Origin of the sequence: Pseudomonas sp. Marseille-Q0931 (assembly GCF_940789645.1) — a bacterium.
Taxonomy (GTDB): Bacteria; Pseudomonadota; Gammaproteobacteria; order Pseudomonadales; family Pseudomonadaceae; genus Aquipseudomonas.
Genome location: NZ_CALNWT010000009.1, coordinates 150,377 through 165,535 on the forward strand (window position 1 = coordinate 150,377; position 15,159 = coordinate 165,535).

Here is a 15,159-nt window from a genome sequence, read left to right on the forward strand (position 1 = left end):
TGCGCCGGCGCGCACAGTCAGCGCGCCACGATATCCGTATAATCGGCGCCCTGAACACTCGCAGGATGCGAGCCTCCCACAGCCATTATCCGGGACTAGGTCAATGGACAACCTGTATCAGCCGCCCAAAGCCGAACTGCTCGACGAACGATCCCAGGCCCGTAGCGCCTTCTTCGTCACCTCACTGAAGAAGTTCTACCTGCTGTACTTCACCACTTTCAGCCTGTACTCCTTCTACTGGTTCTACAAACAGTGGGATCTTCAGCGCGGCGCGATGCTGCCGAAAAAGATCTGGCCGGCGGCGCGCTCGATCTTTCAGATCTTCTTCACCCATTCGTTATGCAGCCTGATCAACGAGCACAAGCAGCGTCTGGGCCAGGCGGCCTGGAGCTACTCGGGTACCGCCTGGATGTACGTGCTGCTGACTATCGTCACCAATCGCCTGTCGCGGATCGACGGCCCAGGCGGCGGTCTTGAATTGCTGATGCTGTTCGCCGTCATCATGGTGCCAGCCCTGCCCCTGGCGCTGATCCAGCAACAGGCCAACCAGGCGAGCGGCGACGACGAGGGACAGAGCAACGCGTCCATCAGCGGTCTCAACATTCTGTGCATGGCCCCCGGGGCCTTGCTGTGGCTGTTCCTGATGGGCGCATTCTTCGTCTAAGACCCGCAGCGCTTGCGCCCTGACCGCGCCCGCACCTGCGACTCGTCTTGGCGTCTGCCGGGCGTGGGCACCGAGCGACGCAGCGGCGTCCCCGGATTGCATCCGGCTACAGAACAGCTTGGTGAGAGGGGCTTTAGCCGCGAACGCTCGAATGCGGTGCGCACGGCGCACCCTACGCAGTGGTTCGCACCAATCCCGCGCATGAGCCAGGACTGGCGGCAGACGTAAACGCCTGCCGCCTGGCTTTTCTGACCTGCTGGCCAAGTTTTTGCTTTAGCACCGCTCAGTTATCGCAACGAGCGCTTCCCATGCCTGCCTCATCCGATCTTCCACGCTTGCAGCTGACCGCCATCAGCAAGCAATACCCCGGCTGCCTGGCCAACGACCGTATCGACCTCGCCATCGTCCCCGGCGAGATCCGCGCCCTGCTCGGCGAGAACGGTGCCGGCAAGAGCACGCTGATGAAGATCATCTACGGCGTCACCCAGCCCAGCAGCGGCGAAATCCGTTGGCAAGGCCAGGCCTTGAAGATGCGCGATCCGGCCATGGCGCGCAGCCTGGGCATCGGCATGGTGTTCCAGCACTTCTCGCTGTTCGAGACGCTCACCGTGGCCGAGAACATCGCCCTGGCCATGGGCAGCGATGCCGGCACGCCGAAGCAGCTGGAGGCGAAGATCCGCGAGGTGTCGCAGCATTACGGCATGGCACTGGAGCCGACCCGCCTGGTGCACAGCCTGTCCATCGGCGAGCGCCAGCGGGTGGAGATCGTGCGTTGCCTGATGCAGGACATCAAGCTGCTGATCCTCGACGAGCCGACCTCGGTGCTCACCCCACAGGAGGCCGACGAGCTGTTCGTCACCCTGCGCCGCCTGGCTGCCGAGGGCTGCAGCATCCTCTTCATCAGCCACAAGCTCGGCGAGGTGCGCGCGCTGTGCCAGAGCGCCACGGTGCTGCGAGGCGGGCGGGTGTCCGGCCATTGCCTGCCGGCCGAGTGCAGCGACCTGGAACTGGCGCGGCTGATGGTCAGCGACGCTGAGGGGCTGGAAAACAGCTATGCAAAAGCCAGCGGCGGCCGGCCGCGGCTGCGCGTCGACGACTTCAGTTGGCGCAACCCCGATCCGTTCGGCTGCTCGCTAGAACGCATTCGCCTGGAAGTACGCAGCGGCGAGATCGTCGGTATCGCTGGCGTGGCCGGCAATGGCCAGGACGAGCTGCTCGCCCTGCTCAGCGGCGAAACCCGCCTGCCCCGTGGCGAGCGTGAGCGGGTCAGCATCGATACCGCGCCGGTAGCCAACCTGCACCCGGATGCGCGGCGCAGGCTGGGCCTGGCCTTCGTGCCGGCCGAACGCCTCGGCCATGGCGCTGTGCCTGAGATGAGCCTGGTGGACAACGCCCTGCTCACCGCATTCGGCCAGGGCCTGGTCAAGGGCGGCCTGGTGCAGCGCGGCAAGGTGCGCGCGCTGGCGGACGAGATCATCCAGCGCTTCGCGGTGAAGACGCCGGATGCCGACACTGCCGCGCGCAGCCTGTCCGGCGGCAACCTGCAAAAATTCATCCTCGGCCGCGAGATTCTGCAACAGCCCAAGCTGCTGGTGGCCGCGCACCCGACCTGGGGCGTGGACGTCGGCGCCGCTGCCGCCATCCACCGCGCGCTGATCGCCCTGCGCGATGCCGGCGCAGCGATCCTGGTGATCTCCGAAGACCTCGACGAGCTGTTCCAGATCAGCGACCGCATCGGTGCGCTGTGCAGCGGGCGGCTGTCGCCGCTGGTCGAGACGGCGCAGGTATGCACCGTGCAAGTCGGCCGCTGGATGGCCGGTGAATTCGATCAACCCGCCGCCGCTGCGGCCTGCTGACGGAGCCGTCATGCTGTTATCCCTGGAACCGCGCGGCCAAGAGTCGCGCCCCATGCTCTGGCTGTCGCCGCTGTTGGCCGCCGTGCTCACCCTGGTCAGCGGCATGCTGCTGTTCGCCCTGCTTGGCCATGATCCGCTGCAGACTCTGCACACCCTGCTGATCGCCCCGGTCGGCGACTGGTACGGCGTGTCCGAACTGCTGGTCAAGGCGCTGCCGATCCTGCTCTGCGCCCTCGGTCTGGCGGTGGCCTACCAGGCGCGCATCTGGAACATCGGCGCCGAAGGCCAACTGCTGCTCGGCGCCCTGGCCGGCAGCGCCATGGCGCTGCAACTGATCGACTGGGAAAGCCGCTGGGCACTGGCCTGGGTGGTGCTGGCCGGCACCGCTGCCGGAGCGGCCTGGGCCGGGCTTACCGCCTGGCTGCGCACGCGGTTCAATGCCAACGAAATCCTCACCAGCATCATGCTCAACTACATCGCGTTGAACCTGTTGCTGTTCTTCGTGCATGGGCCACTGAAAGACCCGGCCGGCTTCAACTTCCCCGAATCGGCCATGTTCGGCGATGCCAGCCGCCTGCCGCTGGTCAGCGAGGACGGGCGCCTGCATGGCGGCTTGTACCTGGCGCTGCTGGCATTGGTGGCAGTGTGGGTGCTGCTGCACAAGAGCTTTCTCGGCTTTCAGATCAAGGTGCTCGGCCTGGACAAGCGCGCCGCCGGTTTCGTCGGCTTTCGCGAGAAGCGCCTGGTGTGGTTCGCCCTGCTGGTCAGCGGCGCGCTGGCGGGCATGGCCGGCGTCGGCGAAGTGGCCGGGCCGATTGGCCAACTGGTGCCGCAGGTGTCGCCCGGCTACGGCTACGCGGCGATCACCGTGGCCTTTCTCGGCCGTCTCAACCCGCTCGGCATCCTCGCCGCCAGCCTGCTGATGGCGCTGCTCTACCTGGGCGGCGAGAACGCGCAGATGACCCTCAATCTGCCGCAGGCGATCACCCAGCTGTTCCAGGGAATGATGCTGTTCTACCTGCTGGCCTGCGACGTGCTGATCCTCTACCGGCCGCGGCTGAAGTGGAAATGGGCGAAACGCGAGAAGCTCACCGAGGCGACCACTTAATTTTTTTGTGGGAGTGGCTGGGCGGCATTCCGCTTTAGCCGCGACAAAAGCTCGCCACTGAAGCGCCTCCCACGAAGAGCACGAATGCAAAGGAATCCCCATGGATCTCGACCTGTTGACCAATATCTTCTACGCCATGGTGCGCACCGGTACGCCGCTGCTGCTGGTGGCCCTCGGCGAGCTGGTGTGCGAGAAGAGCGGCGTGCTCAACCTCGGCCAGGAAGGCATGATGCTGTTTGGCGCGGTGATCGGCTTTATCGTCGCCTTCAGCAGCGGTAGCCTGTGGCTCGGCGTGCTGCTGGCGATTGCCGCCGGCATGCTGTTGTCGCTGCTGTTCGCCGCCGTGGCGCTGGGCTTCAACGCCAACCAGGTGGCCACCGGCCTGGCCCTGACCATCTTCGGCGTCGGCCTTTCCACCTTCGTCGGCGCCGCCTGGGTCGGCAAGCCGCTGAGCGGCTTCGAGCCCATCGTCATTCCGCTGCTGGCGGACATCCCGCTGATCGGACGCATGCTGTTCGCCCAGGACGTGCTGATCTACCTGTCCTTCGCCCTGTTCGCGCTGGTGGCCTGGGTGCTGCTGAAAAGCCGCATCGGCCTGATCATCCAGGCCGTCGGCGAGAACCCGGACGCCGCCAGCGCCATGGGCCTGCCGGTGCTGCGCGTGCGCGCCCTGGCGGTGCTGTTCGGCGGTGCCATGGCAGGCCTCGCGGGCGGCTACCTGTCGCTGGCCTACACGCCTATGTGGGCCGAGAACATGACCGCCGGGCGCGGCTGGATCGCCCTGGCGCTGGTGGTGTTCGCCAGTTGGCGGGTGCTGCGTGTGCTGCTCGGCGCCTACCTGTTCGGCCTGGCCAGCATCCTCCACCTCGTGGCGCAGGGCATCGGCCTGTCGATCCCGTCGAACCTGCTGGCCATGCTGCCCTACGTCGCCACCATCGTGGTGCTGGTGCTGCTCTCGCGCGATGCGATCAAGACCCGATTGTATGCACCGGTGTCGCTCGGCCAGCCGTGGCAGCCGGGGCATTGAGGCTCGACAATTATTAGTCGCGGCTGAATCCCCTCCCACAGCAATAGAGCGACCTGCCGCCCGGCTTTTGTGGGAGGGGCTTTAGCCGCGACAAGAAAATTTCGGCTATACCTGTGTCACACCCTAATCGAGAGGCAAAGGAATGCCCCACTCAGCCAGCTTGCGCGCAGGCCGTTTCTCGGAAACGCAGCGCATCTATCTCCTCACCGCAACGACCGAAAACCGCGAAACGCTTTTTTCGGACTTCACTGTGGGTCGACTCGTCGTCGCGGAACTGAAAAACACCCAGCAAGATGGTCTAGCCGAATCACTGGCTTGGGTGCTCATGCCGGATCACCTTCACTGGCTGATCGCCTTGGAGCAAGGCTCGATCAGCGACCTGATGCGGCGCATCAAGGGACGCAGCGCCAAGCGAATCAACACGGTGTCAGGCCGCCAAGGAAAGCTGTGGCAGGACGGCTTTCACGACCGAGCGCTGCGCCGCGAGGAAGATGTTCTGCCTGCCGCGCGTTACATCGTCGCCAATCCTCTAAGGGCGGGTCTGGTCAGCCGGGTTGGCGATTATCCATTATGGGATTCGGTGTGGCTCTGAGCTTGGGAGGCTCGCGGCTGAAGCCCCTCCCACAAGGACTACACCAATCTGTGGGAGGGGCTTTAGCCGCGACAGCCTTATTGCTCCTGACCTCGGAGTCAGCTATCGTCCCCGCACGTCTTTTCCGACGAACCTGGATCAGCAGACAGGGTCAACACTGAGCTGGCTTACCTGACATCAACCTCAGAGGAGCCACTCATGGCTGCTACCCGAATCTGGATCAAGAACCCGCTCGCCATCTTCACCGCCAACGACCTGGACGCTGCCGGCGGCCTGATGATCGCCGATGGCCGCATCAGTGAAGTGCTCGCCGCCGGCCAGCAACCCTCAGCGCCCTGCCAGCAGGTTTTCGATGCCCGCGAGCACGTCGTGCTGCCGGGCCTGATCAACACCCATCACCACTTCTACCAAACCCTCACCCGCGCCTGGGCGCCGGTGGTCAACCAGCCGCTGTTCCCCTGGCTGAAGACGCTTTATCCGGTCTGGGCACGCCTCACGCCCGAGAAACTGGCTCTGGCCAGCAAGGTGGCGCTGGCCGAGCTGCTGCTGTCTGGCTGCACCACCGCAGCCGATCATCATTACCTGTTCCCCGGCGGCCTGGAGAATGCCATCGACGTGCAGGTCGAGGCCGTGCGCGAACTGGGCATGCGCGCGATGCTCAGCCGCGGCTCGATGAGCCTGGGCGAGGACGACGGCGGCCTGCCGCCGCAGCACACGGTGCAAAGTGGCGAGGCGATCCTGGCTGACAGCCGGCGCCTGATCGACCAGTACCACGAGCGTGGCGACGGCGCGCAGATCCAAATCGCCCTGGCGCCCTGCTCGCCCTTCTCGGTCACCCGCGACATCATGCGCGCCAGCGCCGAAATGGCCGACGAACTGGACGTACGCCTGCACACCCACCTGGCCGAGACTCTCGACGAGGAAGATTATTGCCTGCGCCAGTTCGGCCTGCGCACCGTCGATTACCTGGAAAGCGTCGGCTGGCTCGGCCCGCGCACCTGGCTGGCACACGGCATCCACTTCAACCCGGACGAAATCGCCCGTCTCGGCGCCGCCGGCACCGGCGTCTGCCATTGCCCCTGCTCGAACATGCGCCTGGCGTCGGGCATCTGCCCCGTGCACGACCTGGAAGCAGCCGGCGCGCCGGTCGGCCTGGGCGTGGATGGCTCGGCCTCCAACGATGCCTCAAACATGATTCTCGAAGCGCGCCAGGCCCTGTACATCCAGCGCCTGCGCTACGGCGCCGAGGCGATCACTCCGGAGCGTGCCCTGGGCTGGGCGACCCGTGGCTCGGCGAAGCTGCTGGGGCGCAGCGATATCGGTGAGCTGGCGGTGGGCAAACAGGCCGACCTGGCGCTGTTCAAGCTCGATGAGCTGCGTTTTTCCGGCAGCCATGATCCGATTTCAGCGTTGCTGCTGTGCGGCGCCGACCGTGCCGACCGGGTGATGATCGGCGGTAGCTGGCGAGTGGTCGACGGGCAGATCGAAGGGCTGGACGTGGCGCAGCTGATTGCCGATCACCGGCAGGCGGCGCGTGAGCTGATCGCAGGCTGACATCGGTTACACAGGCTGGGTCGAGCACAGCGATGCCCAGCCTACCGGCTGAGTCGCGGCTAAAGCCCCTCCCACAAAAACAGCGCCGACCTGTGGGAGGGGCTTCAGCCGCGACTGTCGTTTCATCAATGCGAGCCCAGGAGCAACGCACCACAACACGGCACACCACAACACCGCGCACCAATCCAGCTCCAGCATCGAGCCAGGCCAGCAGCCAGAACGGCAGCAGCACGCCTATCTGTCCTGTTGGTCAGTTTTTTGCAGTCATGGGATCAGCCAACCAAAGGCCATCCCAACACCAAGACTGGAGCTGCACCCACCATGCACAAGAAGAGCAAGAAACCGCTGCTGCGCACCCTCGTCGCCGCCCTGGGTTTTGGCGCCATGCTCAGCGCCTCGGCCGCCGATCCGTTGAAGGTCGGCTTCGTCTACATCGGCCCCATCGGCGACCATGGCTGGACCTATCAGCACGAACAGGGCCGGCAGATGCTGATCAGGGAAATGGGCGACAAGGTCACCACCAGCTTCGTCGAGAACGTGCCGGAAGGCGCCGACGCCGAGCGGGTCATCCGCAACATGGCCAAGGGCGGTTACGACCTGATCTTCACCACCTCCTTCGGTTACATGAACCCGACGCTCAAGGTGGCCAAACAATTTCCCAAGGTGACCTTCGAGCACGCCACCGGCTACAAGCAGGACAAGAACGTCGGCACCTACCTGTCGCGCTCCTATGAGGGGCGCTACGTCGGCGGCTTCCTCGCGGCGAAGATGACCAAGACCAAGAAGATCGGTTACATCGCCTCCTTTCCCATCCCCGAGGTGATCCGCGACATCAACGCCATCCAGCTGGCCCTGGACAAGTACAACCCGGGCACCGAAATCAAGGTGGTGTGGGTCAACACCTGGTTCGATCCGGGCAAGGAATCCGACGCCGCCAACGCGCTGATCGACCAGGGCGTGGACGTGCTGTTCCAGCACACCGACAGCCCGGCGCCGATCCAGACCGCCGAGCGCCGTGGCATCTACTCCGTCGGCTACGCCTCGGACATGGCCCACTTCGGGCCAAAGGCCGTGCTCACCTCCATCGTCAACGATTGGGGCCCGCACTACGTCAAATCCGCCCAGGCGGTGATCGACGGCAACTGGCAGCCGCAGGATTTCTGGGGCGGCCTGGCCGAAGACACCGTCTCCCTGCCGATCAGCGACCTAGTGCCGGCTGACGTCAAGAGCGAGGCCGGGCAGATCATCGCCGATATCCGCAGCGGCACGTTCCACCCCTTCACCGGCCCGATCAAGGATCAGAGCGGCGCGGTGCGCATCGCCGAAGGCGTCAGCGCGACCAACGCCGAACTGGCCTCGATGAACTACTACGTGGAGAACGTGAAGGCCGAAATGCCGAAGTAAACAGGCCATCGCGGCCCTGTGGCGGGTTACTCCCGCCCCACCGGCTAAACCTTGTGGGAGGGGCTTTAGCCGCGACAAGCAAATGGCTCGCGGCTAAAGCCCCTCCCACGAACTGACAGAGATGCCGTCCCTGCTACCGGCAGAACCGCATCAAGGGGACGCTTCGCCAGAGGCGTCCTTTTCCGCTGCCCTGGGTACGAGAAGACTCGCAGCAACACCCCGGAGCTTTTATGAACAGCCTACCCATCATCAATATCGTCCCCCTTTACAGCAACGACGAATCAGCCTGGCCCGCCGTCGCCGAACAGATCGACCGCGCCTGCCGCGAATGGGGCTTCTTCTATATCGTCGGCCATCCCATCGGCACCGAGCGCATCGACGCCCTGCTCAGTGCGGCGAAGACCTTCTTCGCCCAACCCGCCGAAGAGAAACTCAGGATCGACATCACCCAGACCGCTCACCACCGCGGCTACGGGGCGATTGCCACCGAGCAGCTCGACCCGAGCAAGCCGAGCGATTTGAAGGAAACCTTCGACATGGGGTTTCACCTGCCCGCCGATCACCCCGAGGTATTGGCCGGCAAACCGCTGCGCGGGCCGAATCGCCATCCGGATCTACCGGGCTGGGCAGAACTGCTGGAGGCCCATTACGCCGACATGCAGGACCTGGCCAGGACCCTGCTGCGCGCCATGGCCATGGCGCTGGACATCGAAGACGACTTCTTCGACGCGCGCTTTCATGAGCCGATCAGCGTGCTGCGCATGATCCACTACCCACCCCGCCATACTGCCAGCAGCGCCGAACAGCAGGGCGCCGGCGCGCATACCGATTACGGCTGCGTCACCCTGCTCTACCAGGACGATGCCGGCGGCCTGCAGGTGCGCGCACGTAATGGCGATTGGATCGACGCGCCGCCGATGGCCGGCAGTTTCGTGGTCAACATCGGCGACATGATGGCGCGCTGGAGCAACGATCGTTATACCTCGACGCCGCACCGGGTGATCAGCCCGCTGGGAGTGGATCGCTACTCAATGCCGTTCTTCGCCGAGCCGCATCCCGATACGCTGATCGACTGCCTGCCGAATTGCTCCAGCGCGGACAACCCGGCCAAGTATCAACCGGTCACCAGCGCCGAGTACCTGCTGTCACGCTTCGCCGATACCTATGCCTATCGGCGCGAGGAGGCGTAGGGCTGAAGCCGCCGTCGCCGCCAACTGTAGGAGCGACTTCAGTCGCGAAATTCGCGGATGAATCCGCTCCTACAGGATACTCAAGACACGCCCGGCATTCGCGGACAAATCGCTCCCACAAGGGGAACCCCGCCCGCCGGCGCAGCACGATCCTGTCCGAACGGTTAAACTTACCGGTTACCCAAGCCTGACCACGAGAACCCACCATGCCCGAATGGCTCAACGCCCTGCCCAAGGCCGAACTGCACCTGCACCTGGAGGGCTCGCTGGAGCCCGAGCTGCTGTTCGCCCTGGCCGAACGCAACCAGATCGCCCTGCCCTGGAACGATGTCGAGGCCCTGCGCGCGGCCTATGCCTTCAACAACCTGCAGGAATTTCTCGACCTGTATTACGCCGGTGCCAACGTGCTGCGTACCGAACAGGACTTCTACGACCTGACCTGGGCCTACTTGCAGAAGTGCAAGGCGCAGAACGTCATCCACGTCGAGCCCTTCTTCGATCCGCAAACCCACACAGACCGCGGCGTGCCCTTCGAAGTGGTGCTGCGCGGCATCCAGCAAGCGCTGCTCGACGGTGAGAAGCAGTTGGGCATCAGCCACGGCCTGATCCTCAGCTTCCTGCGCCACCTGCCCGAGGAAGAGGCGTTCAAGACCCTGGAGCAAGCCATGCCGTTTCGCGATGCCTTCATCGGCGTCGGCCTCGACAGTTCGGAAAAGGGCTTCCCGCCGCGGCTGTTCGAGCGCGTGTTCGCCAAGGCGCGCAGCGAAGGCCTGCACGCACTGGCACACGCTGGCGAGGAAGGCCCGCCCGAGTACATCTGGGAAGCGTTGGACCTGCTCAAGGTCAAGCGCATCGACCATGGCGTGCGTGCCATCGAGGACGAGCGTCTGATGCAGCGCATCATCGACGAGCAGATCCCGCTGACCGTGTGCCCGCTGTCCAACATCAAGCTCTGCGTGTTCGAGCACATGGGCCAGCACAATATCCTCGACATGCTCGAGCGCGGCGTGAAGGTAACGGTGAACTCGGACGATCCGGCCTACTTCGGCGGCTACGTCGGCGAGAACTTCGCCGCCCTGCACGAGCACCTGGGCATGACCGAAGATCAGGCCAAGCGCCTGGCGCAGAACAGCCTGGACGCGCGCCTGGCTTAAACCACCTGTGGGAGCGGACTTGTCCGCGAGCTTTTTCGTTCGCGGACCAGTCCGCTCCCACATTCCCGACCCAAAAGATTTCGGCGCAGCCCCCACCAGAACAGGCGGGGACGCGCAGCAGCCTTGGGCAGGTGCTCAGAAGTCGAAATCGACCTTGGCCCAGAGCGTGCGGCCCGGCTCGTCGATGCGGGTTTCGGCCGGGAAGCCGAAACCGGCGTCACCCGCCAGGTTGAGGTGCTCGGCGTAGCGCTTGTCGAGCAGGTTATCCACACCGGCGCTGAGCTTGACCTGCTGGCTGACGCGGTAGGCGCCGTTGAGCGAGAGCACGCCGAAACCGGCACTGTCGCCGAAGTCCTGCCCCACCACGTTGCCGCGCCCGTCGGCGGTGCGGCCCTGGCCGTCGACCACACGCCACAGGGCGCCGGCGCTCCAGTTCTCGCGCTGATAACTCAGCCCCAGGCGCGCTTCCAGCGGCGGCATCTGCGGCAATGCTTCGCCGTCGCGGCTGTTCTTTCCCCAGGCATAGGCCAGGGTCGCATCGGCTTTCCAGTTGGCGGCGAAGGCATAGGCCACGCCCAACTCACCGCCCATGATGCGCGCATCGACGTTGTCGGCCTGGGTGCCCATGCCGCGATAGTCGAACAGGATGTAGTCGCGAATCTGCCCGGCATAGGCCGAGGCCCAGGCCTGCAGCTTGTCGTCCTGGTACTGGATGCCAATGTCGAGTTGGGTGGTCTTCTCCGGCTCGATGCCGTCGAATGCATTGGGCGAACCGGCCGGGCCGTTCAGCCCTGCGGAAAACAACTCCCAATAGTCCGGAAAACGCTGCACATGGCCGAGGCCGACGTAGAGGGTGGTCGGCGAGCCGGACAGGTCATGCTCGTAGCGCACGAAGCCGCTGGGCAGGGTCTCGGCACGCGTCTCGCCCGCCGTCGGGTTGGGCCGCGCCATGCCCATCATGCTGCGAAAACTCTGCCGGTAATCCTTGGCAGAGGCACGATCCACCCGCGCGCCGCTCACCAGACGGTCACGCTCGGCCAGGCTCCAGGTGGCCTCGGCGAACGCGCCGTAGTTGTGCATCAGGGCGTCCTTGTCCCAGGGGAAACGGTCGGCGTCCGTGTAGCCGGTCATCATGCTGTAGGTGGAACGGCGGCCACGGTGCTCGCTGCGCTGCGCATCGATACCGGTGACCAGTTCGAGGTCGTCCCACTTCCAGGTCGCCGCCAGTCGGGCACCGAGGGTGCGCCGGTCGACCTGCGAGGCCATGGGCATGGCCATCATGCTGGTCGGGTCCGGTACGCGCAGGCGGAAGTTGTCCATGATGTGGTCGGCGTAGTTGTAGTAGACCTTGGCCTCGACCTTATCCAGCGCACCGCCGAGGTTGCTGCGCTCGACGCGCAAACCCAGGCTTTCGCGCTTGAACTGGGTGCCATCCATGCCACGCCCGGCGTAGCGCGCCTCGCCATCGCCACGGCCGGCACTGAGCTCGATCAGGGTGTCGGCATCCGGCGTCCAGCCCAGCGCCACGTCGGTGTTCCATTTGTCCCAGCGCGAGCCGATGGTGTCGCCATTACCATTGTCGTAGTCATCCGAATGCGAACGGTTGGCCATCACCCGCAGGTAGCCCTGTTCGCCACCGACGGCGCCGTCAATCAGGCGGTCGAAGCGACCGTTGGAACCAGCCAGCACGCTGGCGTGCAGGCGCGCGCCAAGCTCGCCGAAGCGCTCCGGCTCGCGCTCGAAGCGCACCACGCCGGCCGAAGCACCGGGGCCCCAGATCACCGTCTGCGGGCCTTTGGTCACGGTCAGCAGGTCATAGGTTTCCGGGGCGATATAGGAGCTGGGCGCGTCCATCCGCCCGGGGCAGGCGCCGAGCATCTGGCCACCGTCGGTGAGCAGCAGCAGACGCGAGCCGAACATGCCGCGCAGCACCGGGTCGCTGTTGCTGCCACCGCTGCGAATCGCCGAGAAGCCGGGAATGGTCTTGAGGTAATCGGCGGCATCACTGGCCGGCACCGGCTGACGCGGGTCCTTGGGATCGGCCACCACGGTCAGCGGCGAGCTTTGCTGGATTGCCGTGATCACCGTGGGCGGCAGTTCATGCACATGCTCCTCGGCATGCAGCGAGGTGATGGTGCACAGGCCACAGGCGATGGCCAGGGCAGAGAGGGGAAAACGAGCGCGCACGCAAGTGCGGCCCGGAATGAAGGAAACGGACATGCGGATACCTGAATGGTCGATTTGCGAATAAGGGCGGTCCAGCCCTCGCTGAAGAGAAATCAGGCGCGCATGGGCGGTGCGCGTGACAGCGCACGGGGGAAGTGAGGGTCAGTGCGCGGCGATAGCGGCAGCGCTGCGCCAGTTCCATGAGCCGGCGGCAACCGTCCGGCTACCGACCAGCAACTGTCTGCCAATGCAGGACAATGGGAAAACAGCGAACAGTAGCCACAGGCATCCACCTGCAGCAGCGGCTCGCTGACATCGCTGGCACGCGCAGCGGGATCAGCGCCCTCGTGACAGGTCAGCTCGCTCAGCCAGCGCCAGTCGGCCGGCTCGGCACGCAGTTGCGACGCCAGGGGCGCCAGCAGCGCGAGGACCAACGCCAGCAGCCCGAGATGGGCGGCGAAGGTCCGCTTGCGTGCCGTGATCATCATCAGTGCTGGTGCTCGTCCGCGCCGTGGCCGGCATGGTCATGGCCGGCCGGAGCCTCTTGCTGCACCACCACTTCCACCTCGACGCTACCGGCCTTCTCGAAGGTCAGGGTCAGCGGGAAGCGCTCACCGGCCTTGGCCTGCTGCTTCAGGTTGAAGAGCATGACGTGGTAGCCCATGGGCTCGAACTTCACCTCGCCGCCAGCGGGAACGGCCACGTCCTGCACCTGCTGCATCTTCATCACGCCATCGGCGTGCGCATGCTCGTGCAGTTCGGCCTTGCCGGCCACCGGGCTGCTGACCGAAAGCAGGCGATCAGCCTCATTGCCCTTGTTGTGCACGACGAAGTAGGCGGCAGCGGTGGGTGCCACTGGCGGCATCTCGCGCGACCAGGGGTGATCGATATGCAGTTGGCCGACATCGTACTCGTGGGCCTGGGCCAGCATCGCGGGGAGGATCAGAGCGAGGCCGAACAGGGTTTTGCGCAGGTTCATATGGATTGTCTCCAGGTGGGTATCGTCAAAAATCATGGCACTTCTTCAATTGGCAAGTCGGGTTCTGGGCAGCAGACAGAGGCAGCGGTCGAGCGCCCACATCAGCAACAGCGAGGCGCCCACCAGCGGGAAGACCATGCCCAGCACGATCATCACGCCGATGGCGGTCTTCCAGCGTGGCAGGTCATGGCGCAGCGGCGGTACGCCGAGGCGACCGGCCGGGCGGCGTTTCCACCAGAGCACCAGGCCGCTGACCGAGCTGAAGATGATCAGCAGGCAGACCAGCGCCATCAGTATCTGGTTGGCCAGGCCGAACATCTTGCCTTCGTGCAGCTTCACCCCGCTCTCCACAGCCCGCGCCACCAGGCCGTAGTCCGCCCAGCGCACATCGGCCAGCACCTCGCCGCTGTATTGGTCCAGATGCAGGGTGGCATCGTTGCGCGGGTCGTCGGCGAACAGGCCGATGCTGTATACGCCCGTGGCCCCCTGCGGGAAGCTGATGCTGTAGCCGCGCTGCACGCCGCGCGCATCGGCGGTGTCGACCACCTGCTGCAGGCTGATGCGTGGCGCCGCCGGGCCGTGATCGTGACCGGCATGGCCGCGATGCGCAGCGTGCGGGTCGGATGCCGGCAGCGGCGTGACCTCCGCCGCCCAGGACACGGTCTGCTCGCGGCTGCTGTTGAGGCTGCCGGCAAGCTGCCCGGATTTCGGCACGTCATCCCACATCGCCGCGGGGAACTGGTTCCAGGCGCCGGCGAACTGGGCGCCCCAGTAGCCGGTCCAGGTCATCCCGGTAAGCAGCATGAACATCAGCAGCAGGGAGCCCCAGAACCCGGTCACCGCATGCAGGTCGCGCCACAGCAGGCGCCCTCGCGCATGCCGGCGTGGCCAGAGCACGCCGGCCGGGTTGTTGCCGCGCGGCCACCACAGGTACAGACCGGACACCACCAGCACGATGCCCCAACCGGCAGCCAACTCGATCAGCCGATCACCCAAGGTGCCGATCATCAGGTCGCCGTGCAGGGTGCGCGCTGCCGCCTGCAGGTTCCACTGCGCGTCCTGCTCGCCGAGCAGGGTGCCGCGGTAGGGATCGACGAACAGGTTGAGCAGTCGCCCGTTGTTGTCGATGACGAAATGCGCGCTGCGCCCTTCGCCGAGCGGAGGCAGGTACTTGCTCACTACGGCACCGGGGTACAGCTGCTCGACCAATGCCAGTTGCTGGTCGGCGCTGACGCGCTGCTCGGCCACCGGCGCCAGCATCAGGTGCGGGTATAGCCAGGTATCGAGCTGCGGTTTGAACAGGTAGATCATCCCGGTGATCGACAGCAGGATCATGAACGGGATGACGAACAACCCGGCATAGAAATGCCAGCGCCAGGCCAGATTGTAGAAAGACGGGGCCACACGCTCACGAGCAGGTGCGGTGCTATTGGGGGAAGACGCCATAAAGCTTTCTCCAGCCCGC

Annotated in this window: 13 protein-coding genes; 9 read left to right on the forward strand and 4 right to left on the reverse strand. The window is 65.3% G+C overall.

Going from position 1 to position 15,159, the window contains the following annotated elements:
* Positions 1–103 precede the first annotated feature (103 nt).
* From P3C50_RS15650 to P3C50_RS15690, 9 genes are all read left to right on the forward strand, one after another.
* A complete protein-coding gene (locus P3C50_RS15650; protein ID WP_275546712.1) occupies positions 104–664 on the forward strand; it encodes an MFS transporter permease in 561 nt (186 codons plus the stop codon).
* Between the two features lie 308 nt (positions 665–972).
* Positions 973–2,520, forward strand: coding sequence for an ABC transporter ATP-binding protein (locus tag P3C50_RS15655; RefSeq protein WP_275546713.1), 1,548 nt, complete (start codon positions 973–975; stop codon positions 2,518–2,520).
* 10 nt (positions 2,521–2,530) lie between these two features.
* Positions 2,531–3,628 (forward strand): ABC transporter permease, encoded by a 1,098-nt coding sequence (locus P3C50_RS15660; RefSeq protein ID WP_275546714.1) that lies wholly within the window; start codon positions 2,531–2,533, stop codon positions 3,626–3,628.
* Between the two features lie 100 nt (positions 3,629–3,728).
* Positions 3,729–4,655 carry an ABC transporter permease gene (locus P3C50_RS15665; RefSeq protein WP_275546715.1) on the forward strand — a complete coding sequence of 309 codons (927 nt, stop codon included), beginning with the start codon at positions 3,729–3,731 and terminating at the stop codon, positions 4,653–4,655.
* Positions 4,656–4,797: 142 nt separating this feature from the next.
* The gene (locus tag P3C50_RS15670; RefSeq protein WP_275546716.1) at positions 4,798–5,247 is read left to right on the forward strand and encodes an REP-associated tyrosine transposase; all 450 of its coding nucleotides are present in this window, start codon (positions 4,798–4,800) and stop codon (positions 5,245–5,247) included.
* A 198-nt stretch (positions 5,248–5,445) separates the two neighbouring features.
* A complete protein-coding gene (locus P3C50_RS15675) occupies positions 5,446–6,801 on the forward strand; it encodes an 8-oxoguanine deaminase (protein WP_275546717.1) in 1,356 nt (451 codons plus the stop codon).
* A gap of 321 nt (positions 6,802–7,122) precedes the next feature.
* Positions 7,123–8,205 (forward strand): BMP family ABC transporter substrate-binding protein, encoded by a 1,083-nt coding sequence (locus P3C50_RS15680; protein WP_275546718.1) that lies wholly within the window; start codon positions 7,123–7,125, stop codon positions 8,203–8,205.
* A gap of 230 nt (positions 8,206–8,435) precedes the next feature.
* The gene (locus P3C50_RS15685; RefSeq protein ID WP_275546719.1) at positions 8,436–9,395 is read left to right on the forward strand and encodes a 2-oxoglutarate and iron-dependent oxygenase domain-containing protein; all 960 of its coding nucleotides are present in this window, start codon (positions 8,436–8,438) and stop codon (positions 9,393–9,395) included.
* A gap of 206 nt (positions 9,396–9,601) precedes the next feature.
* Positions 9,602–10,549: an adenosine deaminase gene (locus tag P3C50_RS15690; RefSeq protein ID WP_275546720.1), complete on the forward strand. Its 948-nt coding sequence runs from the start codon at positions 9,602–9,604 to the stop codon at positions 10,547–10,549.
* A 135-nt stretch (positions 10,550–10,684) separates the two neighbouring features.
* Here the strand turns inward: P3C50_RS15690 and P3C50_RS15695 are convergent, their stop codons facing one another.
* Genes P3C50_RS15695 through P3C50_RS15710 form a run of 4 tightly spaced genes read right to left on the reverse strand, consistent with a single transcriptional unit; the run spans position 10,685 to position 15,140 of the window.
* Positions 10,685–12,769, reverse strand: a complete 2,085-nt coding sequence (locus tag P3C50_RS15695) for a TonB-dependent copper receptor (protein WP_275546721.1) — start codon at positions 12,767–12,769, stop codon at positions 10,685–10,687.
* A 59-nt stretch (positions 12,770–12,828) separates the two neighbouring features.
* The gene (locus P3C50_RS15700; RefSeq protein ID WP_275546722.1) at positions 12,829–13,203 is read right to left on the reverse strand and encodes a DUF2946 family protein; all 375 of its coding nucleotides are present in this window, start codon (positions 13,201–13,203) and stop codon (positions 12,829–12,831) included.
* Entirely contained in the window at positions 13,203–13,694 is a 492-nt protein-coding gene (locus P3C50_RS15705) for a copper chaperone PCu(A)C (protein WP_275546723.1), read from the reverse strand. Before P3C50_RS15705 ends, P3C50_RS15700 begins: the two co-directional genes overlap by 1 nt.
* A gap of 45 nt (positions 13,695–13,739) precedes the next feature.
* Positions 13,740–15,140, reverse strand: coding sequence for a PepSY-associated TM helix domain-containing protein (locus P3C50_RS15710; RefSeq protein ID WP_275546724.1), 1,401 nt, complete (start codon positions 15,138–15,140; stop codon positions 13,740–13,742).
* Between the last annotated feature and the right edge of the window lie 19 nt (positions 15,141–15,159).